The 22,279-nt window shown below is 68.5% G+C and carries 35 protein-coding genes; all 35 read left to right on the forward strand.

Annotated elements, in window-relative coordinates; translation table 11 throughout:
• The first annotated feature begins 272 nt into the window (after positions 1-272).
• The gene (gene rpsL / locus ACUXPL_RS01765; RefSeq protein WP_002854787.1) at positions 273-647 is read left to right on the forward strand and encodes a 30S ribosomal protein S12; all 375 of its coding nucleotides are present in this window, start codon (positions 273-275) and stop codon (positions 645-647) included.
• Positions 647-1,117, forward strand: coding sequence for a 30S ribosomal protein S7 (gene rpsG, locus ACUXPL_RS01770; protein ID WP_002854788.1), 471 nt, complete (start codon positions 647-649; stop codon positions 1,115-1,117). Before rpsL ends, rpsG begins: the two co-directional genes overlap by 1 nt.
• Positions 1,118-1,234: 117 nt before the next feature.
• The gene (gene fusA / locus ACUXPL_RS01775) at positions 1,235-3,349 is read left to right on the forward strand and encodes an elongation factor G (protein ID WP_454181528.1); all 2,115 of its coding nucleotides are present in this window, start codon (positions 1,235-1,237) and stop codon (positions 3,347-3,349) included.
• A gap of 281 nt (positions 3,350-3,630) precedes the next feature.
• Entirely contained in the window at positions 3,631-4,821 is a 1,191-nt protein-coding gene (gene tuf / locus ACUXPL_RS01780) for an elongation factor Tu (RefSeq protein WP_036381538.1), read from the forward strand.
• Positions 4,822-4,949: 128 nt separating this feature from the next.
• Positions 4,950-5,090, forward strand: a complete 141-nt coding sequence (locus ACUXPL_RS01785) for a hypothetical protein (protein WP_162833779.1) — start codon at positions 4,950-4,952, stop codon at positions 5,088-5,090.
• Entirely contained in the window at positions 5,087-5,554 is a 468-nt protein-coding gene (locus ACUXPL_RS01790; RefSeq protein ID WP_454181530.1) for a DUF3817 domain-containing protein, read from the forward strand. Before ACUXPL_RS01785 ends, ACUXPL_RS01790 begins: the two co-directional genes overlap by 4 nt.
• Before the next feature lie 325 nt (positions 5,555-5,879).
• Positions 5,880-6,188 (forward strand): 30S ribosomal protein S10, encoded by a 309-nt coding sequence (gene rpsJ / locus ACUXPL_RS01795; protein WP_002857463.1) that lies wholly within the window; start codon positions 5,880-5,882, stop codon positions 6,186-6,188.
• Between the two features lie 20 nt (positions 6,189-6,208).
• Complete coding sequence (gene rplC, locus ACUXPL_RS01800; protein WP_036317759.1) at positions 6,209-6,859, forward strand: 50S ribosomal protein L3; 651 nt, start codon at positions 6,209-6,211, stop codon at positions 6,857-6,859.
• Positions 6,860-6,863: 4 nt separating this feature from the next.
• Entirely contained in the window at positions 6,864-7,499 is a 636-nt protein-coding gene (gene rplD, locus ACUXPL_RS01805; protein WP_036381542.1) for a 50S ribosomal protein L4, read from the forward strand.
• Positions 7,496-7,801: a 50S ribosomal protein L23 gene (gene rplW / locus ACUXPL_RS01810; protein ID WP_002857471.1), complete on the forward strand. Its 306-nt coding sequence runs from the start codon at positions 7,496-7,498 to the stop codon at positions 7,799-7,801. The genes rplD and rplW overlap by 4 nt, the downstream gene beginning before the upstream one ends.
• A gap of 37 nt (positions 7,802-7,838) precedes the next feature.
• Complete coding sequence (gene rplB, locus ACUXPL_RS01815; protein ID WP_010080386.1) at positions 7,839-8,678, forward strand: 50S ribosomal protein L2; 840 nt, start codon at positions 7,839-7,841, stop codon at positions 8,676-8,678.
• Positions 8,679-8,693: 15 nt separating this feature from the next.
• Positions 8,694-8,975 (forward strand): 30S ribosomal protein S19, encoded by a 282-nt coding sequence (gene rpsS / locus ACUXPL_RS01820; protein ID WP_002857475.1) that lies wholly within the window; start codon positions 8,694-8,696, stop codon positions 8,973-8,975.
• Positions 8,976-9,026: 51 nt separating this feature from the next.
• Positions 9,027-9,392, forward strand: a complete 366-nt coding sequence (gene rplV / locus ACUXPL_RS01825) for a 50S ribosomal protein L22 (RefSeq protein WP_454181532.1) — start codon at positions 9,027-9,029, stop codon at positions 9,390-9,392.
• Between the two features lie 2 nt (positions 9,393-9,394).
• Entirely contained in the window at positions 9,395-10,213 is an 819-nt protein-coding gene (rpsC, locus tag ACUXPL_RS01830) for a 30S ribosomal protein S3 (protein WP_454181534.1), read from the forward strand.
• Entirely contained in the window at positions 10,213-10,629 is a 417-nt protein-coding gene (gene rplP, locus ACUXPL_RS01835; RefSeq protein ID WP_036317764.1) for a 50S ribosomal protein L16, read from the forward strand. The genes rpsC and rplP overlap by 1 nt, the downstream gene beginning before the upstream one ends.
• Before the next feature lie 4 nt (positions 10,630-10,633).
• Positions 10,634-10,903: a 50S ribosomal protein L29 gene (gene rpmC, locus ACUXPL_RS01840; protein ID WP_454181904.1), complete on the forward strand. Its 270-nt coding sequence runs from the start codon at positions 10,634-10,636 to the stop codon at positions 10,901-10,903.
• Positions 10,900-11,181, forward strand: coding sequence for a 30S ribosomal protein S17 (gene rpsQ / locus ACUXPL_RS01845; RefSeq protein ID WP_141842839.1), 282 nt, complete (start codon positions 10,900-10,902; stop codon positions 11,179-11,181). The genes rpmC and rpsQ overlap by 4 nt, the downstream gene beginning before the upstream one ends.
• A 342-nt stretch (positions 11,182-11,523) precedes the next feature.
• Positions 11,524-11,892 carry a 50S ribosomal protein L14 gene (gene rplN, locus ACUXPL_RS01850; RefSeq protein ID WP_002857487.1) on the forward strand — a complete coding sequence of 123 codons (369 nt, stop codon included), beginning with the start codon at positions 11,524-11,526 and terminating at the stop codon, positions 11,890-11,892.
• A gap of 4 nt (positions 11,893-11,896) precedes the next feature.
• Positions 11,897-12,238, forward strand: coding sequence for a 50S ribosomal protein L24 (gene rplX, locus ACUXPL_RS01855; RefSeq protein WP_036317770.1), 342 nt, complete (start codon positions 11,897-11,899; stop codon positions 12,236-12,238).
• Positions 12,238-12,813, forward strand: coding sequence for a 50S ribosomal protein L5 (rplE, locus tag ACUXPL_RS01860; RefSeq protein ID WP_036317773.1), 576 nt, complete (start codon positions 12,238-12,240; stop codon positions 12,811-12,813). The genes rplX and rplE overlap by 1 nt, the downstream gene beginning before the upstream one ends.
• A 73-nt stretch (positions 12,814-12,886) precedes the next feature.
• Positions 12,887-13,285, forward strand: coding sequence for a 30S ribosomal protein S8 (gene rpsH / locus ACUXPL_RS01865; protein WP_002857494.1), 399 nt, complete (start codon positions 12,887-12,889; stop codon positions 13,283-13,285).
• A 30-nt stretch (positions 13,286-13,315) separates the two neighbouring features.
• Entirely contained in the window at positions 13,316-13,849 is a 534-nt protein-coding gene (gene rplF / locus ACUXPL_RS01870) for a 50S ribosomal protein L6 (RefSeq protein ID WP_036381545.1), read from the forward strand.
• Positions 13,849-14,223, forward strand: coding sequence for a 50S ribosomal protein L18 (gene rplR / locus ACUXPL_RS01875; protein ID WP_002857498.1), 375 nt, complete (start codon positions 13,849-13,851; stop codon positions 14,221-14,223). Before rplF ends, rplR begins: the two co-directional genes overlap by 1 nt.
• Positions 14,220-14,969, forward strand: coding sequence for a 30S ribosomal protein S5 (gene rpsE / locus ACUXPL_RS01880; protein ID WP_002857500.1), 750 nt, complete (start codon positions 14,220-14,222; stop codon positions 14,967-14,969). Before rplR ends, rpsE begins: the two co-directional genes overlap by 4 nt.
• A gap of 3 nt (positions 14,970-14,972) precedes the next feature.
• Positions 14,973-15,197, forward strand: a complete 225-nt coding sequence (gene rpmD, locus ACUXPL_RS01885; RefSeq protein WP_002857502.1) for a 50S ribosomal protein L30 — start codon at positions 14,973-14,975, stop codon at positions 15,195-15,197.
• Positions 15,190-15,642 carry a 50S ribosomal protein L15 gene (gene rplO / locus ACUXPL_RS01890; protein ID WP_036317776.1) on the forward strand — a complete coding sequence of 151 codons (453 nt, stop codon included), beginning with the start codon at positions 15,190-15,192 and terminating at the stop codon, positions 15,640-15,642. Before rpmD ends, rplO begins: the two co-directional genes overlap by 8 nt.
• Before the next feature lie 165 nt (positions 15,643-15,807).
• On the forward strand, positions 15,808-17,115 hold the full coding sequence (secY, locus tag ACUXPL_RS01895; protein ID WP_454181536.1) for a preprotein translocase subunit SecY: 1,308 nt from the start codon (positions 15,808-15,810) through the stop codon (positions 17,113-17,115).
• Between the two features lie 51 nt (positions 17,116-17,166).
• Entirely contained in the window at positions 17,167-17,784 is a 618-nt protein-coding gene (locus tag ACUXPL_RS01900) for an adenylate kinase (RefSeq protein ID WP_078025927.1), read from the forward strand.
• 4 nt (positions 17,785-17,788) lie between these two features.
• Positions 17,789-18,631: a type I methionyl aminopeptidase gene (gene map / locus ACUXPL_RS01905; protein ID WP_180535980.1), complete on the forward strand. Its 843-nt coding sequence runs from the start codon at positions 17,789-17,791 to the stop codon at positions 18,629-18,631.
• Between the two features lie 204 nt (positions 18,632-18,835).
• Positions 18,836-19,057, forward strand: coding sequence for a translation initiation factor IF-1 (infA, locus tag ACUXPL_RS01910; protein WP_010080397.1), 222 nt, complete (start codon positions 18,836-18,838; stop codon positions 19,055-19,057).
• A gap of 35 nt (positions 19,058-19,092) precedes the next feature.
• Positions 19,093-19,206 carry a 50S ribosomal protein L36 gene (gene rpmJ / locus ACUXPL_RS01915; protein WP_002857509.1) on the forward strand — a complete coding sequence of 38 codons (114 nt, stop codon included), beginning with the start codon at positions 19,093-19,095 and terminating at the stop codon, positions 19,204-19,206.
• Positions 19,207-19,480: 274 nt separating this feature from the next.
• Positions 19,481-19,849: a 30S ribosomal protein S13 gene (rpsM, locus tag ACUXPL_RS01920; RefSeq protein WP_017487821.1), complete on the forward strand. Its 369-nt coding sequence runs from the start codon at positions 19,481-19,483 to the stop codon at positions 19,847-19,849.
• Between the two features lie 83 nt (positions 19,850-19,932).
• On the forward strand, positions 19,933-20,337 hold the full coding sequence (rpsK, locus tag ACUXPL_RS01925) for a 30S ribosomal protein S11 (RefSeq protein ID WP_002857513.1): 405 nt from the start codon (positions 19,933-19,935) through the stop codon (positions 20,335-20,337).
• A gap of 132 nt (positions 20,338-20,469) precedes the next feature.
• Positions 20,470-21,468 (forward strand): DNA-directed RNA polymerase subunit alpha, encoded by a 999-nt coding sequence (locus ACUXPL_RS01930; protein ID WP_454181538.1) that lies wholly within the window; start codon positions 20,470-20,472, stop codon positions 21,466-21,468.
• Positions 21,469-21,543: 75 nt separating this feature from the next.
• Positions 21,544-22,272, forward strand: a complete 729-nt coding sequence (gene rplQ / locus ACUXPL_RS01935) for a 50S ribosomal protein L17, sunset domain variant (RefSeq protein ID WP_115165964.1) — start codon at positions 21,544-21,546, stop codon at positions 22,270-22,272.
• Positions 22,273-22,279: the final 7 nt, after the last annotated feature.

A 22,279-nucleotide genomic window follows, 5' to 3' on the forward strand; every position in this document is an offset into this window, starting at 1 on the left:
GCGGGGGAGCGGCGGGCCCCTTGGCGTGCGGGGCCGGCTCGTCGACGGCGTCGGGGCATGCTATGCTGTCAAGGATTGTTTTTCGTGTGGCAAATTGGACGCTGTCCGGGTCGCGGGGTCATTGCGCGGCAGATGCCACACTTTTGCACGCCTGCGGACGTCTGCTCGTTGCGAGCCCCCACAGGGAGAGGCAGAGCAGAGGAACGAGCAGCCGGCGCCCCGGGCGCCGGTCGATCACGTCAGCGATCACCGAAACACAGGAAGGCTGAAGAGTGCCTACGATTCAGCAGCTGGTCCGCAAGGGCCGCTCACCCAAGGTCGTCAATACGAAGGCCCCTGCCCTGCAGGGGAACCCCATGCGTCGTGGCGTGTGCACCCGTGTGTACACCACCACGCCCAAGAAGCCGAACTCGGCGCTGCGCAAGGTCGCCCGTGTGCGCCTGAACGGCGGCATCGAGGTCACCGCCTACATCCCCGGCGAGGGCCACAACCTGCAGGAGCACTCGATCGTGCTCGTCCGCGGCGGTCGTGTGAAGGACCTGCCCGGCGTGCGCTACAAGATCGTGCGCGGCGCCCTCGACACCCAGGGCGTGAAGAACCGCGGCCAGGCCCGCTCCCGCTACGGCGCCAAGAAGGAGAAGAAGTAATGCCTCGTAAGGGTCCTGCGCCGAAGCGCCCCCTCGTCGTCGATCCCGTCTACGGCTCCCCGCTGGTCACGCAGCTGATCAACAAGGTGCTCATCGACGGCAAGAAGTCCACCGCCGAGCGCATCGTGTACGGCGCGCTCGAGGGCGCCCGTGCCAAGAACGGCGCCGATCCCGTGGCCACCCTCAAGAAGGCCATGGACAACATCAAGCCGGCCCTCGAGGTGCGCTCCCGCCGCGTCGGCGGCGCCACCTACCAGGTGCCCGTCGAGGTCAAGCCGGGCCGCTCCACGGCCCTGGCCCTGCGCTGGCTGGTCGGCTTCTCCAAGGCCCGCCGTGAGAAGACCATGACCGAGCGCCTGATGAACGAGATCCTGGACGCCTCGAACGGCCTGGGCGGCGCCGTGAAGCGTCGCGAGGACACCCACAAGATGGCCGAGGCCAACAAGGCCTTCGCCCACTACCGCTGGTGATCCGTGTGGCCCGGGGCGCGCGATCCGCGCCTCGGGCCGCAGGTGCGTCCTCTCGGACGGGCCACCCACCGCATCCACCTCACGAGCCCCCCATTCCACCCGACCAAGGGAGACACCGTGGCACAGGACGTGCTGACCGACCTGCACAAGGTCCGCAACATCGGCATCATGGCCCACATCGATGCCGGCAAGACCACCACCACCGAGCGCATCCTGTTCTACACGGGTGTCAACCACAAGCTGGGCGAGACCCACGACGGTGGCGCGACGACGGACTGGATGGAGCAGGAGAAGGAGCGCGGCATCACCATCACCTCCGCCGCGGTGACCTGCTTCTGGAACGACCACCAGATCAACATCATCGACACCCCCGGCCACGTGGACTTCACGGTCGAGGTGGAGCGCTCGCTGCGCGTGCTCGACGGGGCCGTCGCCGTGTTCGACGGCAAGGAGGGCGTGGAGCCCCAGTCGGAGACCGTGTGGCGCCAGGCGGACAAGTACAACGTCCCCCGCATCTGCTTCGTCAACAAGATGGACAAGCTGGGCGCGGACTTCTACTTCACCGTCGACACGATCGTGAAGCGCCTCGGCGCGCGTCCGCTCGTGATGCAGCTGCCGATCGGCGCCGAGAACGACTTCGTGGGCGTCGTCGACCTGATCTCCATGAAGGCCTTCGTGTGGCCGGGCGACGCCAAGGGCGACGTCACCATGGGCGCCTCCTACGAGACCCGCGAGATCCCCGCCGAGCTCCAGGAGAAGGCCGAGGAGTACCGCAACGAGCTCGTCGAGGCCGTCGCTGAGACCTCCGAGGAGCTCATGGAGAAGTACCTCGAGGGCGAGGAGCTCACCGTCGAGGAGATCCAGGCCGGCGTGCGCCAGCTGACCGTGGACGCTGAGGCCTACCCGGTGTTCTGCGGCTCCGCGTTCAAGAACCGTGGCGTGCAGCCGATGCTGGACGCCGTGGTCGCCTACCTGCCGAACCCGCTGGACGCCGGCTCCGTCAAGGGCCACGCCGTGAACGACGAGGAGGAGGTGCTGGAGCGTGAGGCGTCGAAGGAGGCCCCGTTCTCGGCCCTCGCCTTCAAGATCGCCACGCACCCCTTCTTCGGCACGCTGACCTTCATCCGCGTGTACTCCGGCCGCCTGGAGTCCGGTGCGCAGATCCTCAACGCCACCAAGGGCAAGAAGGAGCGCATCGGCAAGCTGTTCCAGATGCACGCCAACAAGGAGAACCCGGTGGACGAGGTGGTCGCCGGCCACATCTACGCCGTGATCGGCCTCAAGGACACCACCACGGGCGACACCCTGTGCGATCCCGCCAACCCGATCATCCTCGAGTCGATGACCTTCCCGGAGCCCGTGATCTCCGTGGCCATCGAGCCGAAGACCAAGGGTGACCAGGAGAAGCTCTCCACCGCCATCCAGAAGCTCGTCGCCGAGGACCCCACGTTCCGCGTGAACCTCAACGAGGAGACCGGCCAGACCGAGATCGGCGGCATGGGCGAGCTCCACCTGGACGTGTTCGTGGACCGCATGAAGCGCGAGTTCAAGGTCGAGGCCAACGTGGGCAAGCCCCAGGTCGCGTACCGCGAGACCATCAAGCGCAAGGTCGACAAGGTCGACTACACGCACAAGAAGCAGACCGGCGGCTCCGGCCAGTTCGCCAAGGTGCAGCTGTCCTTCGAGCCCCTGGACACCGCCGACGGCGAGGTCTACGAGTTCGAGAACGCCGTCACCGGCGGTCGCGTGCCCCGCGAGTACATCCCCTCGGTGGACGCGGGCATCCAGGACGCCATGCAGTTCGGCGTGCTGGCCGGCTACCCGATGGTCGGCGTGAAGGCCACTCTGCTCGACGGCGCGTACCACGACGTCGACTCCTCGGAGATGGCGTTCAAGATCGCCGGCTCCCAGGCCTTCAAGGAGGGTGTCCGCAAGGCCACCCCGATCATCCTCGAGCCGCTGATGGCCGTGGAGGTCCGCACCCCCGAGGAGTTCATGGGCGACGTCATCGGCGACCTGAACTCCCGCCGCGGCCAGATCCAGTCCATGGAGGACGCCACCGGCGTGAAGGTGGTCAACGCCCTCGTGCCGCTGTCGGAGATGTTCGGCTACATCGGCGACCTGCGCTCCAAGACGCAGGGCCGCGCGGTGTACTCGATGACCTTCCACTCCTACGCCGAGGTCCCCAAGGCCGTGGCGGACGAGATCATCCAGAAGTCCCAGGGCGAGTGACCGCAGGTCACCTGCTCTGAACAACCTGCCCCGGGTCGGCCGCCGCAGCCGCGGCCGGCCCGGGGCGACCGGACCGCCCTCCCCGGCGCGGCGGTCCGCGATCAGGACGGGTCAGGTCCGGTCCGCTTCCGGCGGTCCCGACGGCCTGGAACCGGACTGGCCCTCGTGAGGCCGGGATTTCCCCAACCCCGCACCATCCGAGTAGACTCAGTCAAGTTGTCAGCACGTCGCAGGCGGCTGAGCAGTCTTCTTGACGATGAACCAGTTCTTAGGAGGAACTAGTGGCAAAGGCAAAGTTCGAGCGGACGAAGCCGCACGTCAACATCGGCACCATCGGCCACGTTGACCACGGCAAGACCACGCTGACCGCCGCCATCTCGAAGGTCCTGTACGACAAGTACCCGGACCTGAACGAGGCCCGTGACTTCGCGACGATCGACTCCGCCCCCGAGGAGCGTCAGCGCGGCATCACCATCAACATCTCCCACGTGGAGTACCAGACCGAGAAGCGTCACTACGCCCACGTGGACGCCCCCGGTCACGCCGACTACATCAAGAACATGATCACCGGCGCCGCTCAGATGGACGGTGCGATCCTCGTGGTCGCCGCCACCGACGGCCCGATGGCCCAGACCCGCGAGCACGTGCTCCTGGCCCGCCAGGTCGGCGTGCCGGCCCTGCTCGTGGCCCTGAACAAGTCGGACATGGTCGAGGACGAGGAGCTCCTCGAGCTCGTCGAGATGGAGGTCCGCGAGCTGCTGTCCTCCCAGGACTTCGACGGCGACGAGGCCCCGGTCATCCGCACCTCCGGTCTGAAGGCCCTCGAGGGCGACGCCCAGTGGGTCAAGTCCGTCGAGGACCTCATGGAGGCCGTGGACGAGTTCATCCCGGACCCGGTCCGCGACAAGGACAAGCCGTTCCTGATGCCGATCGAGGACGTCTTCACCATCACCGGTCGTGGCACCGTGGTGACCGGTCGCGCCGAGCGCGGCACCCTGAAGATCAACTCCGAGGTCGAGATCGTCGGCATCCGCGACGTGCAGAAGACCACCGTCACCGGCATCGAGATGTTCCACAAGCAGCTCGACGAGGCCTGGGCCGGCGAGAACTGCGGTCTGCTGCTGCGCGGCCTGAAGCGCGACGACGTCGAGCGCGGCCAGGTCGTGGTGGAGCCGGGCTCCATCACCCCGCACACCAACTTCGAGGCGAACGTGTACATCCTGTCCAAGGACGAGGGTGGCCGTCACAACCCGTTCTACTCGAACTACCGCCCGCAGTTCTACTTCCGCACCACCGACGTCACCGGCGTCATCACGCTGCCCGAGGGCACCGAGATGGTCATGCCCGGCGACACCACCGAGATGTCGGTCGAGCTCATCCAGCCGATCGCCATGGAGGAGGGCCTTGGCTTCGCCATCCGCGAGGGTGGCCGCACCGTGGGCTCCGGCCGCGTCACCAAGATCACCAAGTGATCTGACGCATCCCGTCTCGTGGCTCCGTTGAGCCGCTGACGCGCGACGCCCCCGTCTCCGGGTCTCCCGGAGGCGGGGGCGTCGCCGTGTCCGACGACGGCGCGGCGGCGGCCGCTAGGCTGGGGAGCATGCCTGAACTGCTCATCCTCATCGTGGTGCTCGCCGTGGCCGTCGTGGCCGTGCGCTGGGCGCTGCGGACCTTCCGTCCCGAAATCGACCGTGCCCGGCGCATTCGGCGCGCGAACCGCGGCGGGGAGCTGGAGCGATGAGCCTGCCCGGTCCGCGCCGCCTCTTCGCCGTGACGGCGATGGCCGAGATGTTCACCTGGGCCGGTCTGCTGATCGCCATGGGCCTCAAGTACGGCGGCGTCACGGAGCGGGTGGTGCCGATCGCCGGCGGCGTCCACGGCTTCGTGTTCCTCTGCTACCTCGTGGTGACGGTCGCCGTGTGGATCGACGGGCGATGGCCCGTGGCCCGCGGGCTCCTCGGCCTCGGTTCGACGATCGTCCCGTTCATGACGGTCCCGTTCGAGCGGGCCCAGCGGCGGCGCGGCGAGCCGGCGTCGCGGTGGCAGGTCGTGGACCGCGCGACGGGGGAGCGGCGGCCCCTCGAACGGCTCCTCGTCGTGGTGCTGCGCCATCCGGTGGTCAGCGCGCTCCTGGCGGTCGCCGTGGTCGCCGTCGTCTTCACCCTGCTGCTCAACGCCGGCCCGCCCACCCAGTGGGGCCGCTGAGCCGGGGGACCGCCGGGCCCGGCCCGCCGATTGGCGGACCGGGCCCGCTTCTGTCTATACTGATTCGGTTGCTCAAGCGCCATTGCGCTGTCGTCGTGTGTCTCGCGGCGGCAGCTCGGCCCAGATGTGACGTCACCACTCCGACCCACCACAGGCGTGTGCCCTCCCAGGAATGCGACACGCCCGACCGCGTGGACCGGAGTCCGGCGGCGGCGAGGAACCCGGCCCGACCGGATTCGCCCCGCGCGGGTGGAGGACAAGAAGGCGGACCCGATCCGCCGCACAGGGACAGGAACAGCACACCCGACGAGAGAGGCGTGACGCCATGGCGGGACAGAAGATCCGCATCCGGCTGAAGTCGTACGACCACGAGGTCATCGACGTCTCGGCCCGCAAGATCGTTGACACGGTCACGCGCGCAGGCGCGACGGTGGTCGGCCCCGTGCCGCTGCCGACGGAGAAGAACGTGTACTGCGTTATCCGTTCTCCCCACAAGTACAAGGACAGCCGCGAGCATTTCGAGATGCGCACCCACAAGCGGCTCATCGACATCATCGACCCGACCCCGAAGGCCGTCGACTCGCTCATGCGACTGGACCTGCCCGCGGACGTCAACATCGAGATCAAGCTCTGAGAGGGAGGTGCTGAGAGACTATGACCAACACCCAGAACATCAAGGGCCTGCTGGGCACGAAGCTCGGCATGACCCAGGTCTGGGATGAGGACAACAAGCTCATCCCCGTGACCGTGGTCAAGGCAGACCCGAACGTCGTCACCCAGCTGCGCTCCGAGGAGACCGACGGCTACACCGCCGTGCAGATCGCCTACGGCCAGATCGATCCCCGCCGCGTGACCAAGCCCCTGGCCGGTCACTTCGAGAAGGCCGGCGTGACCCCGCGTCGCCACCTCGTCGAGCTGCGCACCGCCGACGCCGCCGAGTACTCGCTCGGCCAGGACGTGACCGTGGAGGTCTTCGAGGCCGGCCAGAAGGTCGACGTCGTGGGCACCACCAAGGGCAAGGGCTTCGCCGGCGCCATGAAGCGCCACGGCTTCGCCGGTGTGGGCGCCTCGCACGGCCAGCACAAGAACCACCGCAAGCCCGGCTCCGTGGGCGGCGCGTCCACCCCCGGCCGCGTGTTCAAGGGCCAGCGCATGCCCGGTCGCATGGGCGCCGTGCGCCAGACCACCATGAACCTGACCCTCCACGGCATCGACGTGGAGAACAACCTCCTGCTGATCAAGGGCGCGGTGCCCGGCTCCAAGGGCCAGGTCGTGCTCGTCCGCAGCGCCGTGAAGGGAGCCTGAGACCATGGCTGAGAACTCCGTGAAGACCGTCCAGGTCGATCTGCCCGCCGAGCTCTTCGACGTGCAGTCCAACGTGCCGCTCATGCACCAGGTCGTCGTCGCCCAGCTCGCCGCCGCCCGCCAGGGCACGCACAAGACGAAGCGCCGCGGCGAGGTGTCCGGCGCCGGTCGCAAGCCGTTCAAGCAGAAGGGCACCGGCCGCGCCCGTCAGGGCTCCATCCGCGCCCCGCACATGACCGGCGGCGGCATCGTCCACGGCCCGACCCCGCGTGACTACTCGCAGCGCACCCCCAAGAAGATGAAGGCCGCCGCCCTGCGCGGTGCCCTGTCGGACCGCGCCCGCAACGGCCGCGTCCACGTCATCGAGGCCCTCGTGTCCGGGACCACCCCGTCCACCAAGGCCGCCAAGGCGGGCCTCGCGTCCCTGAACACCGGCCGCAAGAACGTGCTGCTGGTGATCGACCGGGCCGACGACGTCGCCGCCCTGTCCGCCCGCAACCTGCCTGCGGTCCACACCCTGTACGCCGACCAGCTGAACACCTACGACGTGCTCGTCTCCGACGACGTCGTGTTCACCCAGGCGGCCTACGAGGCGTACGTGGCCCAGGCTTCCGGCGCCAAGAAGGAGGATGCCCAGTGAGCGGCTCCATCAACAAGGATCCCCGCGACGTGATCATCGCTCCCGTCGTGTCGGAGAAGAGCTACGGTCTGATCGACGAGGGCAAGTACACCTTCCTGGTCGACCCGCGCTCCAACAAGTCCGAGATCAAGCAGGCGGTGGAGCGCATCTTCAACGTCGACGTGGCCTCGGTCAACACCCTGAACCGTTCCGGCAAGCGCCGTCGCACCCGCTTCGGGTGGGGCCAGCGCAAGTCCACCAAGCGTGCCATCGTCACGCTCAAGGACGGGACCATCGACATCTTCGGAGGTCCGCTCGCCTGATCGGCGTGCGGAGACCACTTAATCGAGGAACTGACACATGGCTATCCGTAAGTACAAGCCGACCACCCCGGGCCTGCGTGGCTCGTCCGTGGCCGACTTCGCAGAGATCACCCGGTCCACGCCGGAGAAGTCCCTTCTCCGTCCGCTGCACAAGACCGGCGGCCGCAACAACACCGGCCGCATCACCACCCGTCACAAGGGCGGCGGCCACAAGCGCCAGTACCGCCTGGTCGACTTCCGTCGCCACGACAAGGACGGCGTGCCCGCCACCGTCGCGCACATCGAGTACGACCCGAACCGCACCGCGCGCATCGCGCTGCTGCACTACGCGGACGGCGCCAAGCGCTACATCCTGGCCCCGGCCAAGCTGAAGCAGGGCGACGTCGTCGAGGCCGGCCCGAACGCCGACATCAAGCCCGGCAACAACCTGCCGATGCGCAACATCCCCGTGGGCACCACCATCCACGCGGTGGAGCTGCGCCCCGGCGGCGGCGCCAAGATGGCCCGCTCCGCCGGCGCGTCCGTGCAGCTGGTCGCCCGCGAGGGCAAGTACGCCCAGCTGCGCCTGCCCTCCGGTGAGATCCGCAACGTCGACGTGCGCTGCCGCGCCACGATCGGCGAGGTCGGCAACGCCGAGCAGTCGAACATCAACTGGGGCAAGGCCGGCCGCATGCGCTGGAAGGGCGTTCGCCCGACCGTCCGCGGCGTCGTCATGAACCCGGTCGACCACCCGCACGGCGGTGGCGAGGGCAAGACCTCCGGCGGTCGTCACCCCGTCAACCGGAACGGCAAGCCCGAGGGCCGCACGCGTCGTCCGAACAAGGAAAGCGACAAGCTCATCGTGCGTCGCCGTCGTACCGGCAAGAACAAGCGATAAGGGAGCAGGGAAGACATGCCTCGCAGCCTGAAGAAGGGCCCCTTCGTCGATCAGCACCTCTACCTGAAGGTTCTGGCCGAGAACGAGAAGGGCAGCAAGAACGTCATCAAGACCTGGTCCCGCCGGTCGATGATCATCCCGGACATGCTGGGTCACACCATCGCGGTCCACGACGGACGCAAGCACGTCCCGGTGTTCGTCACCGAGTCCATGGTGGGTCACAAGCTGGGCGAGTTCGCCCCGACCCGGACCTACCGCGGCCACGTGAAGGACGACAAGAAGGGCAAGCGCCGCTGAGCCTGAGGGCACAGCACGCTTGACCTTCTCGAGAATCGAAAGAGAGAAGCAATGGAAGCCAAGGCAATTGCGCGCCACCTGCGCGTGACGCCGATGAAGGCCCGGCGCGTCGTCGACCTGGTCCGTGGCAAGCAGGCCACCGAAGCACTGGCCATCCTGAAGTTCGCCCAGCAGGGCGCTTCGGAGCCGGTGTACAAGCTGGTGGCCTCCGCGGTGGCGAACGCCCGCGCCAAGGCGGACCGCGAGGGCCAGGCCTTCGACGAGGACGCCCTCTACATCACCGAGGCCTTCGTGGACGAGGGCCCGACCATGAAGCGGTTCCAGCCCCGTGCTCAGGGCCGCGCGTACCGCATCAACAAGCGCACGAGCCACGTGACCGTGGTCGTCGCGTCCAAGGACGAGAAGGGTGGGAACTGACAATGGGACAGAAGATCAACCCCAACGGGTTCCGCCTCGGCATCACCACCGACCACGTCTCGCACTGGTTCGCGGACTCCCACAAGGAGGGCCAGCGCTACGCTGACTTCCTCAAGGAGGACGTCAAGATCCGCGAGCTGATGACCACCGGCATGGAGCGCGCCGGCATCTCCAAGGTGGAGATCGAGCGCACCCGTGACCGCGTGCGCGTGGACATCCACACCGCGCGTCCGGGCATCGTGATCGGCCGCCGCGGCGCCGAGGCCGACCGCATCCGCGGTGAGCTCGAGAAGCTCACCGGCAAGCAGATCCAGCTGAACATCCTCGAGGTCAAGAACCCCGAGACCGATGCCCAGCTGGTGGCGCAGGGTGTGGCCGAGCAGCTCGCCTCCCGCGTGGCGTTCCGCCGTGCGATGAAGAAGGCGATCCAGTCCGCCATGCGCGCCGGCGCGCATGGCATCCGCATCCAGTGCTCCGGCCGCCTCGGCGGCGCCGAGATGAGCCGCTCGGAGTTCTACCGCGAGGGTCGCGTGCCGCTGCACACCCTCCGCGCGAACATCGACTTCGGCAAGTTCGAGGCCAAGACCACCTTCGGCCGCATCGGCGTGAAGGTCTGGATCTACAAGGGCGACCTGACCGCCAAGGAGCTCGCGGCCAAGGAGGCCGCGCAGCCCTCCGGCCGTGGCCGTGGCGGCGAGCGCCGTGGCGGCGGCGAGCGTCGTCGTCGCAACGATCGCGCCGAGCGTGCTCCCCGCCAGGAGAACGCCGGCGCCGGCGCCGAGACCCCGGCCGCCGCTCCCGCTGAAGGAGGCAACGCCTGATGCTGATCCCCCGTCGCGTCAAGCACCGCAAGCAGCACCACCCCAAGCGTTCCGGCGCCGCCAAGGGCGGCACCACCGTGACGTTCGGCGAGTGGGGCATCCAGGCGCTCACGCCGGCCTATGTGACCAACCGTCAGATCGAGGCCGCCCGTATCGCCATGACCCGCTACATCAAGCGTGGCGGCAAGGTCTGGATCAACATCTACCCGGACCGTCCGCTCACCAAGAAGCCCGCCGAGACCCGCATGGGCTCCGGCAAGGGCTCGCCGGAGTGGTGGGTCGCCAACGTCAAGCCCGGACGCGTGCTCTTCGAGCTGTCGGGTGTCACGGAGGACGTCGCCCGCGAGGCGCTCCGCCTGGCCATCCACAAGCTGCCGCTGAAGGCCCGTATCATCCGTCGAGAGGGTGGTGAGTGATCCCATGGCGATCGGCACCAAGGATCTGAACGTCGAGTCCCTGGACGGGATGGACAACGTCCGCCTGCTGGAGGCCCTGAAGTCCTCCAAGGAGGAGCTGTTCAACCTGCGCTTCCAGGCCGCCACCGGTCAGCTGGACAACGCCAGCCGGCTGAAGGCCGTCAAGCGTGACATCGCGCGCATCTACACGATCCTGCGCGAGCGCGAGCTGGGCATCCGCGGCGATGTCGCCGCCGAGGCGCAGGCCGAGAAGAACGAGGAGGCTGCCAAGTGACCGAGCAGACCCCGGCCGTCTCCGAGGAGCGCGGCTACCGCAAGGCCCTCCGTGGCATCGTCGTCTCCGACAAGATGGACAAGACCATCGTCGTCGAGGTCGAGGACCGCAAGAAGCACTCGCTCTACGGCAAGGTGCTGAAGACCTCGAAGCGCGTGAAGGCGCACGACGAGGACAACACCGCCGGCGTGGGCGACCGCGTCCGCATCGCCGAGACCCGCCCGCTGTCCGCCTCCAAGCGGTGGCGCCTGGTGGAGATCGTCGAGCGCGCCAAGTGATCGACCCGGCCCCCTGAGGGCCGGCGACGCAGAGGGCCGCCCCGTGCACTGGCACGGGGCGGCCTTGTGCGTTAAACTCTGATATTCGTGCGCCCTCTCGTTGGCAGGACCATCCATCCTGTGTGCCGAGGGCCGCGCACGCCGATCCCGGATCCGCCTCGGCCCTGCCCTGCGCGCCCCTCCGCTCTCGACCTCCCCGACGCTGTCTGAACACGCGTCGCCGGGGGACGACGGCGGGAGGCCCGCCTCGGGGGAGGGGTAAGCGTCCCGGGATGCCCGTTCAACCGTTCCGCAAGGCTCGCCCATCGTGGGGGAGAACCGGCGCGACGCTAGGAGAGACAAGTGATCCAGCAGGAGTCGCGGCTCAAGGTCGCCGACAACACCGGTGCGAAGGAAATCCTGACCATCCGTGTTCTCGGCGGTTCCGGACGCCGCTACGCAGGCATCGGCGACACCATCGTCGCCACCGTCAAGGACGCCATCCCCGGCGGCAACGTCAAGAAGGGCGACGTCGTCAAGGCCGTGGTGGTCCGCACCCGCAAGCAGTCCCGCCGTCCCGACGGCTCGTACATCAAGTTCGACGAGAACGCGGCGGTCATCCTGAAGACCGACGGCGAGCCCCGTGGCACGCGCATCTTCGGCCCCGTGGGTCGCGAGCTGCGTGACAAGAAGTTCATGAAGATCGTGTCGCTCGCCCCGGAGGTGATCTGACCTCATGGCCAAGATCAAGAAGGACGACCTCGTCCAGGTCATCAGTGGCAAGGACAAGGGCAAGCAGGGCAAGGTCCTGCGCGTGTTCCCGGCGGATGAGCGCGTGCTCGTCGAGGGCGTGAACCGCGTGACCAAGCACCTGCGCGCCGGCCAGGACAACAACGGCTCCACCGAGGGCGGCCTGCAGGTCGTCGAGGCCCCGATCCACATCTCGAACGTGGCCGTGGTGGACCCGGAGACCAAGAAGCCGACCCGTGTGGGCTACCGCTTCGAGACCGTCGAGAAGGACGGCGTGAGCAAGACCGTGAAGGTCCGCTTCGCCAAGGCCTCGGGGAAGGAGCTGTGATGACCGAGGTGCAGCAGACCGAGAAGGTCACCCCGCGTCTGAAGACCAAGTACCGCGACGAGATCCGCGGCGCCCTGCAGGAGCAGTTCCAGTACGGGAACGTCATGCAGGTGCCGGGTCTCGTGAAGGTCGTCGTCAACATGGGCGTCGGCGAGGCCGCCAAGGACTCCAAGATCATCGACGGCGCGGTCGCCGACCTCACCGCCATCACCGGCCAGAAGCCGATGATCACCAAGGCCCGCAAGTCCATCGCGCAGTTCAAGCTGCGTGAGGGCATGCCCATCGGCACGCACGCCACGCTCCGGGGCGACCGCATGTGGGAGTTCCTGGACCGCCTGGTCACGCTCGCGCTGCCGCGCATCCGTGACTTCCGCGGCCTGTCCGACCGCCAGTTCGACGGCAACGGCAACTACACCTTCGGCCTGTCCGAGCAGACCGTGTTCCACGAGATCGATCAGGACAAGATCGACCGCGTGCGCGGCATGGACATCACCGTGGTGACGACCGCCAAGAACGACGACGAGGGCCGGGCGCTGCTCAAGGCGCTGGGCTTCCCGTTCAAGACCGACCAGTAAGACCTCCACGCCACAGGTCCTCCACCGGTGAACCGGTGGCGGAAACCACGGCGAGAAAGGGCGTGAAGCCCACATGACCATGACCGATCCCGTCGCAGACATGCTGACCCGTCTGCGCAACGCAAACTCGGCCTACCACGACACCGTGTCCATGCCGTCCTCGAAGCTGAAGACTCGCGTCGCCGAGATCCTCAAGGCCGAGGGCTACATCCAGGACTGGCGCGAGGAGGAGGCCGAGGTCGGCAAGAAGCTGACCATCGACCTGAAGTTCGGCCCGCAGCGTGAGCGTGCGATCGCCGGCCTGCGCCGCATCTCCAAGCCGGGCCTGCGCGTGTACGCGAAGTCCACGAACCTGCCCCACGTGCTGGGCGGCCTCGGCATCGCCATCCTGTCCACCTCCTCTGGTCTCCTCACGAACCAGCAGGCCGCCAAGAAGGGCGTGGGCGGAGAAGTCCTCGCCTACGTCTGGTGACGGGCAAGACGGAAGAAAGGCTGAACTGACATGTCTCGAATCGGACGTCTCCCGATCACCATCCCCGCCGGCGTCGATGTGACCATCGACGGCGACCGCGTCTCCGTGAAGGGCCCCAAGGGCCAGCTCGAGCACTCGCTGCCCACGCCCATCACGGCCACCCTCGAGGAGGGGCAGGTCACCGTGGCCCGCCCCGACGACGAGCGTGAGTCCCGCTCCCTGCACGGTCTGACCCGCACCCTCATCAGCAACATGGTCGAGGGCGTGACCAACGGCTTCTCCAAGCAGCTCGAGGTCGTCGGCACCGGCTACCGCGTGCAGGCCAAGGGCCAGGACCTCGAGTTCGCCCTGGGCTACTCCCACCCCGTCCCGGTGAAGGCGCCCCAGGGCATCACCTTCACGGTGGAGGGCAACAAGGTCACCGTCGCCGGTATCGACAAGCAGCAGGTCGGCGAGACCGCCGCCAACATCCGCAAGCTGCGCCGCCCCGACCCGTACAAGGGCAAGGGCGTGCGCTACGCGGGCGAGCAGATCCGCCGCAAGGCCGGAAAGGCAGGTAAGTGATGTCTACTCTGAAGGTGAAGGGCAAGGGCAAGTTCAACGCCCGCACCCGCCGCCACCTCCGGGTGCGCAAGCGGATCTCCGGCACCACCGTCCGTCCCCGCCTCGTCGTCAACCGCTCTGCACGGCACATGTTCGTGCAGGTCGTGGACGACACGCAGAGCCGTACGCTCGCGTACGCCTCCACCATGGAGGCCGACGTGCGTGCGCTCGAGGGCGACAAGACGGCCAAGGCCAAGCGCGTGGGCGAGCTCGTCGCCGAGCGTGCCAAGGCGGCCGGCATCGAGGCCGTGGTCTTCGACCGCGGCGGCAACAAGTACCACGGGCGCGTCGCGGCCGTGGCCGACGGTGCGCGAGAGGGTGGGCTGCAGCTGTGACCGAGAACATCAACCAGAAGGACACTCAGGTGACCGAGAGCACCGAGACCACCGTCTCCGAGACCGGGTCGGGCTCGGCGAGCCAGACCACCGAGCGCGCCACCGGTGGCCGCGGCGGTCGCGACGGCGGCCGCGGTGGCCGTGACGGCGATCGTCGTGGCGGCCGTCGCGACGACCGCAACCGTCGTGGCGCCCAGGACGACGAGAAGGACCAGTTCCTCGAGCGCGTCGTGGGCATCAACCGCGTCTCCAAGGTCGTCAAGGGCGGCCGCCGCTTCTCCTTCACCGCCCTCGTGGTGGTGGGTGACGGCGACGGCACCGTCGGCGTCGGCTACGGCAAGGCGAAGGAGGTCCCCGCCGCGATCCAGAAGGCCGTGGAGGAGGCCAAGAAGTCCTTCTTCCGCGTCCCCCGCGTCGGCTCCACCATCCCGCACCTGGTGCAGGGTGAGGACGCCGCCGGCGTCGTGCTGCTCCGCCCGGCCTCCCCGGGTACCGGCGTGATCGCCGGCGGTCCGGTGCGCGCCGTGCTCGAGTGCGCCGGCATCCACGACGTGCTGTCCAAGTCCATGGGCTCCGTGAACGCGATCAACATCGTGCGCGGCACCGTGGACGCCCTCAAGAAGCTGGAAGAGCCCCAGGCCGTCGCCGCCCGCCGCGGCAAGGCCCTGGACGAGATCGCCCCCCATGCGATGCTGCGCACCATGGAGAACGATCGCGCCCAGAAGAGCGCGAAGGCAGGTGCGTGAGCCGTGTTTGAGCCCACTCGCAAGAACATCCAGCCCTCGGACGCCACCCTGGTCATCACCCAGACCCGCGGCGTCACGGGCTCCAAGCAGAACCATCGGGACACCCTGCGCTCGCTGGGCCTGAAGCGGATCGGCCACCAGGTCACCCGCAAGGCCGACGCGGTGACGGTCGGCATGGTCAACACCGTGCCGCACCTGGTGTCCGTGGAGGAGGTCAACAATGGCTGACAACGACGCCATCAAGGTCCACGACCTGCGTCCGGCCCCCGGTGCCAAGACCGCCAAGACCCGCGTGGGTCGCGGTGAGGCGTCGAAGGGCAAGACCGCCGGTCGCGGCACCAAGGGCACCAAGGCCCGTTACCAGGTCCGTGCGGGCTTCGAGGGCGGCCAGCTGCCCCTGCAGATGCGTCTGCCGAAGCTCCGCGGCTTCAAGAACCCGTTCCGCACGGAGTACCAGGTCGTGAACCTGGACAAGCTCTCCGCGCACTTCCCCGAGGGCGGTGAGGTCACCGTGGACGCGCTCGTGTCCAAGGGCCTCGTCCGTCGCGGCCAGCCCGTCAAGGTGCTGGGCACGGGGGAGATCACCTCGGCCGTGCAGGTGAAGGCGAACGCCTTCTCCTCGTCCGCCGTGGAGAAGATCCAGGCCGCCGGCGGGTCCACCGAGACCCTCTGACACGCCGACCCATCGATCGAGGGCCCTGGTCCGGAGCAGCCGCTCCGGACCAGGGCCCTCGGTCCGTCCGTGTAGACTCGCACAGCGGCCGCCCCGGTGTGGCCGCCGTCTCGTGCCCCGCCCCGCGGCCGGCGCGCGCCCCACAGGACCACCGCAGGAGGACTCGTGCTCAAGGCCATCGCCCGGATCGTCCGGACGCCTGACCTGTTGCGGAAGATCGCCTTCACGCTCGGGCTCATCGCCGTGTACCGGATGGGCGCCTTCGTGCCGGCCCCCGGGGTGGACTATCCGGCGGTGCAGCAGTGCCTCGCGGCGGGCAACGCCCAGGGCGGCCTGTACTCCTTCGTGAACATGTTCTCGGGCGGGGCGCTCCTGCAGGTGTCCGTCTTCGCGCTCGGCATCATGCCCTACATCACGGCGTCGATCATCGTGCAGCTGCTGCGCGTGGTGATCCCTCGCTTCGAGCAGCTCCACCAGGAGGGCCCGCAGGGCCAGGCGACGCTGACGCAGTACACCCGCTACCTGACCCTCGCCCTCGCCCTGCTGCAGGCGACCACGATGGCCTCGCTGGCCCGCACCGGGGCGCTGCTCGGATGCAGCCTGCCGCTGCTGCGCGACGGCTCCATCCTCACGGTGCTGCTCGTGGTCATCGCCCTGACCACCGGCTGTCTCATCGTCATGTGGTTCGGCGAACGGATCACCGAGAACGGCGTGGGCAACGGCATGTCCCTGCTGATCTTCACCTCCATCGCGGCGGGCTTCCCGGCCGGCCTCGGCCAGGTGGTCCAGACGCAGGGCTGGCGCGTGTTCGCGATCGTCATGGGGATCGGCCTGCTCACCATGCTGGCCATCGTCTTCGTGGAGGAGTCGCAGCGCCGGATCCCGGTCCAGTACGCCAAGCGGCAGATCGGCTCGCGGACCGTGGGCGGGTCGAGCACCTACATCCCGGTCAAGGTGAACATGGCCAACGTCATCCCGGTCATCTTCGCCTCCTCCGTGCTGATGCTCCCGGGCATCCTCATCGAGTTCAACACGCCGCAGGACGGCAGTGCGCCGGCCCCGTGGATCACGTGGCTGAGCCGGTACTTCGGCCCCGGCGACCACCCGGTGTACATGGCCCTGTACTTCCTGCTCATCATCGGCTTCACGTACTTCTACGTGTCCATCACGTTCAACCCGGTGGAGATCTCGGACAACATGAAGCGCTACGGCGGGTTCATCCCCGGCGTCCGCGCCGGCCGGCCCACCGAGCGTTACCTGCAGTACGTCATCAGCCGCATCACGTTCGTGGGCGCCCTCTACCTCGGTATCGTGGCCATGATCCCGCTGATCGCCTTCGCGGTGATCGGCACCAGCCAGAACTTCCCGCTCGGCGGCACGTCCATCCTCATCATGGTGGGCGTCGGCCTCCAGACCGTGAAGCAGGTCAGCGCACAGATGGAGCAGCGCCACTACGAGGGCCTGCTGCGCTGAGCCCCGACCCGATCCCGCAACGCCGTCCGTATCGACAGTGAGGAACACACGATGACCCGCATGCTGCTCATGGGCCCTCCCGGTTCCGGCAAGGGCACCCAGGCCACCCGGATCGCCGACAAGCTGGGGATCGTCCCGATCTCCACCGGTGACATCTTCCGCCACAACGTGAAGTCGATGACGCCGCTCGGCGTCGAGGCCAAGAAGTACATCGACAACGGCGACTTCGTGCCCGATGAGGTCACGAACCGCATGGTCGCGGACCGCATCGCCCAGGCCGACGCGGAGCACGGCTTCCTGCTGGACGGCTACCCGCGCACGAAGGGCCAGGTCGAGGCGCTGGACGCCATGCTCGCCGAGGCCGGCCTGTCGCTGTCCGCCGTCGTCGAGCTGGAGGTGCCCGACGAGGAGCTCGTGGAGCGCCTGCTCAAGCGCGCCGAGATCGAGGGCCGCGCGGACGACACCCAGGAGGTCATCGAGCACCGCCTGGACCTGTACCACCGCGAGACCGAGTCCGTCATCCAGGAGTACGTGGAGCGCGGCATCGTCGCCCGCGTGGACGGCACCGGCCAGATCGACGACGTCACCGAGCGCCTGCTGCAGGCCGTGTACTCCGTGCGCGCCGCCACGGGCTCCCTGCCCGTCATCCAGCCGGGCGCGGAGTCCTGACCCCGTGATCGGCCGCCGCTCGCTCGAGCTCAAGACCGCCCCCCAGCTGCAGGCCATGCAGCGCGCGGGGGTGGTCCTGTCCGAGGCCCTGGACGCCACGCTGGCCGCGGCCGCGCCGGGCGTCACCACCGCGGAGCTGGACGCCGTGTTCGCGGGCGTGCTGGCCGAGCGCGGTGCGACGTCCAACTTCCTGGGCTACTACGACTTCCCGGCCTCGATCTGCACCTCGGTCAACGACGAGGTCGTGCACGGCATCCCCGGGGACCGGGTCCTGCAGACCGGCGACGTGCTGAAGGTCGACGGGGGCGCGATCGTGGACGGCTGGCACGCCGACTCGGCCCGCACGGTGATCCTGGGCTCCTCCGAGGCCGGCACCGCGGACCCGGCCGACGAGCGCCTCTCGGCGATCACGCGGGAGGCGCTCTGGGTCGGCATCGCGGCCTTCGCCTCCGCCACCCACGTCGGGGACATCGGGGACGCCATCGACGACTTCGTCTCGGCGCAGCCGGGCGAGGAGCTCGGCATCCTCGAGGAGTACGTGGGGCACGGCATCGGCTCGGCCATGCACCTGCCGCCGGACGTGTTCAACTACCGCACCGGCCACCGGGGGCCCAAGATCCGCTCCGGTCTGGCGCTCGCCATCGAGCCGATGCTGGTGCGCGGCTCCATCGACACGAAGGTGCTCGCGGACGACTGGACCGTGGTGACCCTCGACGGCGCCCGCGCGAGCCAGTGGGAGCACTCGGTCTGCCGGCACGACGGCGGTGTGTGGGTGCTCACCGCGCCCGACGGAGGCGCCTCCGAGCTCGCCCGGTTCGGCGTGGTCCCGGTCCCGCCGGGGGAGTGAGGGGCCCGAGCTGTCGGCCGTCCGTCCCGCCCGTCCGGCGGACCGGGCGGCCGTCGTCGTCTGTGCTGGTTCGCAGCTCGAAAATGCGGTATCATCGAATGTTGTTCGTGTGCGCGCACTCGTGTTCGCCCGCGAGCAGACCCGTTCCCGCCCCGTCATCCGGCCCTCCGCGGCCGTGCCCGGGGCATGACGATTGTGGAGGACATGGCTAAGAAGGAAGGTGTCATCGAGGTCGAGGGCACGGTGTCGGAGGCATTGCCGAACGCGATGTTCCGGGTCCGTCTGCAGAACGAGCACGTCGTGCTCGCCACGATCTCCGGAAAGATGCGTCAGCACTACATCCGCATCCTCCCCGAGGATCGCGTCGTGGTGGAGCTTAGCCCGTACGACCTCAACCGGGGTCGGATCGTGTACCGATACAAGTAAGAACCCCCGTCCAAGCGAGCGCAGGAGGAAGAGCCGTGAAGGTTCAGCCGAGCGTGAAGCGGATTTGTGACAAGTGCCAGGTCGTGCGCCGTAAGGGCCGCGTGCTGGTGATCTGCTCGAACCCGCGCCACAAGCAGCGCCAGGGCTGATCGCCTCCCCGGGAGCCCGGGGAGCGACGCCGTCGCGTTGACCACACCACCCACCGGCCATCAGGCCGAACAGCAGGGACAGCGGTCCACCCCGTGAGGGGAGGGCCCCCACCTCCGGCCGCAGGGGCCGGAGACCGACGACGGCGGACGCCCGCCGCGGAGCACGCCGGATCTTCCCCGGCGCCGCGACGACGGGTCCGCGTGGCCGAGCGCCGCGTCGTACGGGACGTCCCTGGTGCAGACCCCTGCTGCAGAAGAACAGGAGGACGGCCACATGGCTCGTCTTGCAGGCGTTGACATTCCGCGCGAGAAGCGCGTGATCATCGCACTCACGTACATCTACGGTGTGGGCAAGACCCGCGCTGAGGAGACCCTCGCCGCCACGGGCATCGACCCGAACATCCGCGTGAAGGACCTCTCCGACGAGCAGCTGGTGCAGCTGCGCGACCACATCGAGGGCAGCTACAAGGTGGAGGGCGACCTCCGCCGCGAGGTGGCCGCCGACATCCGTCGCAAGGTGGAGATCGGCTCCTACGAGGGCCTGCGCCACCGCCGCGGCCTGCCGGTGCGCGGCCAGCGCACGAAGACCAACGCCCGTACCCGCAAGGGCCCCAAGAAGACGGTCGCCGGCAAGAAGAAGTGATCCTGCACCGGCGGTGACCGCGTCCACGTCCGGACGCCCCGCCCGCAGCATCAGCACCAGCAGCTTTCCCGGAGGAGAATCACATGCCCCCCAAGACTCGCGCATCGGCTGCCCGCAAGCCGCGTCGCAAGGCCAACAAGAACATCACCGTGGGCCAGGCCCACATCAAGAGCACGTTCAACAACACCATCGTGTCCATCACGGACACCACGGGTGCCGTCATCTCCTGGGCCTCGTCCGGCGAGGTCGGCTTCAAGGGGTCGCGCAAGTCGACCCCGTACGCCGCGCAGATGGCCGCCGAGCAGGCCGCCAAGCGTGCGCAGGAGCACGGCATGAAGAAGGTGGACGTCTTCGTGAAGGGTCCGGGCTCGGGCCGCGAGACCGCCATCCGCTCCCTGCAGGCCGCCGGCCTCGAGGTGGGGTCCATCCAGGACGTCACCCCCATGGCCCACAACGGCGCTCGCCCGGCGAAGCGCCGCCGCGTCTGACCTGAGCGCTGTGTCCGCGTCCGCCCCCGCCCGGGGCGGACGCGGACAGGTCTGCGGACCTGCCCCCACCCCGTCCTCGTTTCCACCCACCGCGTGCGTCATATGGCGGACGCTCGCCGAAAGGAAATGTCCGTGCTCATTGCACAGCGCCCCACGCTGACCGAAGAGGTCGTCTCCGACCGTCGTTCCCGGTTCGTCATCGAGCCCCTGGAGCCCGGCTTCGGCTACACCCTCGGCAACTCCCTGCGCCGCACTCTGCTCTCGTCGATCCCCGGTGCTGCCGTGACCAGCATCCGCGTGGACGGCGTGCTGCACGAGTTCAGCACCGTCAACGGAGTCAAGGAGGATGTCACCGAGATCATCCTCAACATCAAGAAGCTCTCCGTCTCCTCGGAGAACGACGAGCCCGTGGTGGCCTACCTGCGCAAGCAGGGGGCCGGCGTCGTCACCGCCGCGGACATCACCGCGCCGGCCGGCGTCGAGATCCACAACCCGGACCTGCACATCGCGACCCTGAACGCGAAGGGCAAGTTCGACATGGAGCTGACCATCGAGCGCGGTCGCGGCTACGTGACCGCCGCCCAGAACAAGTCTGCGGACGCGGAGATCGGCCGCATCCCGGTCGACTCCATCTACTCCCCGGTCCTCAAGGTGACCTTCAAGGTCGAGGCCACCCGTGTGGAGCAGCGCACCGACTTCGACCGTCTGATCCTGGACGTGGAGACCAAGGAGAACATGCTGCCGCGTGACGCGGTGGCCTCTGCCGGCTCCACCCTGGTCGAGCTGTTCGGCCTGGCCCGCTCGCTCAACGTCGAGGCCGAGGGCATCGACCTGGGCGATGAGCCCGAGGTCGTCGAGGGCTCCGCCGACTTGGCCCAGCCGATTGAGGAGCTCGATCTCACCGTGCGCTCGTACAACTGCCTCAAGCGCGAGGGCATCCACACCGTGGGTGAGCTCGTGGGCCGTTCCGAGGCCGACCTGATGGACATCCGCAACTTCGGCGCGAAGTCCATCGACGAGGTCAAGGAGAAGCTCCAGGAGCTGGGCCTGTCCCTCAAGGACTCGCCGGCCGGCTACGACCCGCAGGCGCACGCGCGCCAGATGGACGACGACCCGTTCTCGGACTTCTGAGCCGATTCCGCACCACCTGACATCTTCGACCCGACGCCGCAGCCGGCTGAAGGGTCCCACCCGAGGAGAAACACCATGCCTACCCCCACCAAGGGTCCGCGTCTGGGCGGCAGCCCGGCCCACGAGCGCATCATGCTGGCGAACATGTCCGCCCAGCTGTTCGAGCACAAGTCGATCACCACGACGCTCACCCGCGCCAAGCGCCTGCGCCCGTACGCCGAGCGCCTGATCACCTTCGCCAAGAAGGGCGATCTGCCGGCCCGCCGCAAGGTGCAGGGTCTCATCGCCGCCAAGAACCGCACCAACAAGGCGGTCGTGCACGAGCTGTTCACCGTGATCGGCCCGGCGATGGCCGAGCGCAACGGCGGCTACACCCGCATCACCAAGATCGGCAACCGCCAGGGTGACAACGCGCCCATGGCCGTGATCGAGCTGATCATGGACCCGATCTCCGGCAAGCAGGCCGTGGTGCGTGAGGCCGAGCAGGCCGCCGCGTCCGCGCCGGCCGCCCCGGCCGAGTCCACCCCGGTGGAGGCCGTCGACCCGGCCGCCACCGAGGAGGTCACCGTGGCCGAGTCGCAGGAGACCGCCGCCGAGATCGACGGCGCCGTGCCCACCAACGAGGACGGCTCGGCTCCGGCCGAGGCCACCATCAAGGGCAACGCCAGCTCGAAGAAGTACCACGTCCCCGGCTCGCGCTGGTACGACCAGACCACCGCCGAGGTCTGGTTCTCCACCGTCGAGGAGGCCAAGGCCGCGGGCTTCGAGCCCGCCGGTGGCGAGGCCGCCCAGAAGATGGCCTGACGCCATC

Source organism: Micrococcus sp. 140720015-1, assembly GCF_053627595.1.